Origin of the sequence: Nitrosomonas communis, assembly GCF_900114745.1 — a bacterium.
GTDB classification, from domain to species: Bacteria; Pseudomonadota; Gammaproteobacteria; order Burkholderiales; family Nitrosomonadaceae; genus Nitrosomonas; species Nitrosomonas communis_A.
The window spans coordinates 1-2261 of the sequence record NZ_FOUB01000160.1 but is presented as its reverse complement, the minus strand read 5'-3'; the positions used below and the strand labels follow the sequence as shown (position 1 = coordinate 2261).

Below are 2261 nucleotides of genomic sequence, written 5' to 3'. Positions count from 1 at the left end.
CGGGAGTTTTGATCCAACGCATCACGCTGGCGACCCCTACATCAAGACGCTTGGCCACTTGCGCGATTGAGAGGTTCTCCTTCTCACGAACGGATTATACTTTACGGCGAAATGATATCGGATAGGTCATCTGTAAATTATAATCAATTTATAGGGGACATGCTATATATGATGGGGAATAACCTCATTAATAATGGAGAGCGAAAAGCCCATTCATAAAATTTACTCATTCCTTCCAGCGCATAAGCAAACATACCTTGCTCCCTGATCGTGCTGCATCGCGTCGAAATGATCGAATCTTACTCGGAAATACAACGGAGAATACTAAAACCGAGTAGGACGAATTTTTAAAGTATAAGCAATGGCACACACAAGTGCGCGGAGCTGGCGCCGCGCTGATCGCACGTCATGTTGTAATAGTGTGATTAACTTCAAGCAATCTTCTAGTTTATCTACATCAGAACGTTGCTCCATTATCGCAACAGACTGTCCTGCCCTTCGGCAACAATCTATCAGTGCCACACTTAATTGATCAGTACTCCACGGCAGATCAGCCAGCACTGGCCATGGGGTACAATTAGCCATCAATGCAATCCCCCCATTTATTGCTGGTACCAACACCGTATCATGATGCTGGAAGGCGGTACGGCAATCTGTATAATCATTCTTTGTTAGTAATGGTGTATCGCTACCAATATAAACTAACTGCTTCAATCCATTGTTACGTAATTTGCAATCGAGCTCACTGATGCGCTGGCCAAGGTTGCCAATTGTTTGGGGTTGTATCCATACTGTCATGGATGATGGCAACAAGGTTGTTGCCCAGTCATGATCCTCCTCGGATGCGGGTGCAATCACTACTGGATTATTCCAATTCTTCGCATCTTCCAGTGCACAGGCCAGAAGTGCTTGTGCGACCTGATGTGCTCTTTCTATGCCTATGCTGGCTGCCAGACGCTGCTTGCCAACCCCTAATGCAGGCCGCTCACATAACAAGACCAGTGCTATTTCATCCATAATAATTGTTGATGATGAATCAATGAACCATTGTTCGCTCTACCAAATATCACCATACCAAGCTGTTGTCGTACTACCAGTATTATTCGTATCAGTCATGATGGCTGCCACATTGACCTGAGGAGGTCTCACTAAATAATAATTGATAATCAACACGCACATCGCAGCGCTCGCTAACCTATTGACCAGCTTTCTTGAAACCTACTTGTACTACCATTATGCATGCATTTTTTGTGAAAGCGTTAAGCCAGCTACTCCCAACCGTCTGCCCATTCAACCACACAGAGCTAATGGCACGAGTACGCTACGATAGTAAAATTCCTGAAAATACAGTACCGTTTTTATTAAGTGGCAGAACGTCATGAAGAAAGAGCGCCGCACATGGTACTAATTGTTGAACGCAGTGCTAGTATTATCAGTGATTGATGTACAGTTGGCAACAAGCTTCGCCTCTTGGTCAGAAAATAGCTTCCTTCACAAATTATTCCATATTTCTTTCTCTATGCAGCAAGGAGCAAAAACTGATAAAATAGCTAGAATCCCTCGTTGCTCCATTACCAACTCCTACAAAACTTTCATGTACTCAACAGCTTGGTCTTTACTTTGCTCAGCTGAAAAATAGTAATTCAAGTTATAGCTTAGTCAACAATTAATTTTCATAAAATTATCTTCTAACCATTACCTGGCAGCTTTTTATATGCAGATACATGTTTACCTGCGTGTTGGTCATTCCTTAGCACATTATTAAGCAACAAAGTTGGATTAGTTTGATCCATTGCTTACGTTTATAGCCTAACCAGTTAAGAATGATTCAGAATGTATAGGATTTAAAAAGCATCTCAACGGTCTGGTTTTGTTGTTTACGCAGTGCTTTGGCCTGTGCCCATTTATGTTCGATGGGATTAAGATCAGGAGAATAAGCGGGTAAGTATTCAAGGGTGTGCCCAGCGTTTTGTATGGCCTCTTGCGTATCCTGCCTCTTATGGAAGGTAGCATTGTCCATCACAACGACCGCATGTGACGGCAATTTAGGCAACAGGTCCTGCATCGCCCATCCATGAAATACATCGGCGCTGATATTGACTGCAAACAGGCTGACGGTTATCAATAGCTTTCCGATCAGGGCGCCAATCGCGTTGATACGACCTTGCGCATGCCAGTCATGCGTGCCATGACATCTCTGACCAGCGGGTGCATAACCGTGCGTGCGCGGCGCATCCTGTGCAAACCCACTTTCATCAATA

3 protein-coding genes are annotated in these 2261 nt (G+C 44.0%); all 3 read right to left on the bottom strand.

Annotation, left to right across the window (positions count from 1 at the left end; all coding sequences use genetic code 11):
* Window positions 1–324 precede the first annotated feature (324 nt).
* The gene (locus BM122_RS21040; protein WP_074907612.1) at window positions 325–1017 is read right to left on the bottom strand and encodes a DUF2064 domain-containing protein; all 693 of its coding nucleotides are present in this window, start codon (window positions 1015–1017) and stop codon (window positions 325–327) included.
* Between the two features lie 39 nt (window positions 1018–1056).
* A complete protein-coding gene (locus BM122_RS26470; RefSeq protein ID WP_083398650.1) occupies window positions 1057–1179 on the bottom strand; it encodes a DUF3047 domain-containing protein in 123 nt (40 codons plus the stop codon).
* Between the two features lie 649 nt (window positions 1180–1828).
* A partial coding sequence (locus tag BM122_RS21030) for a transposase (protein WP_305728202.1) occupies window positions 1829–2261 on the bottom strand: 433 nt, incomplete at its 5' end.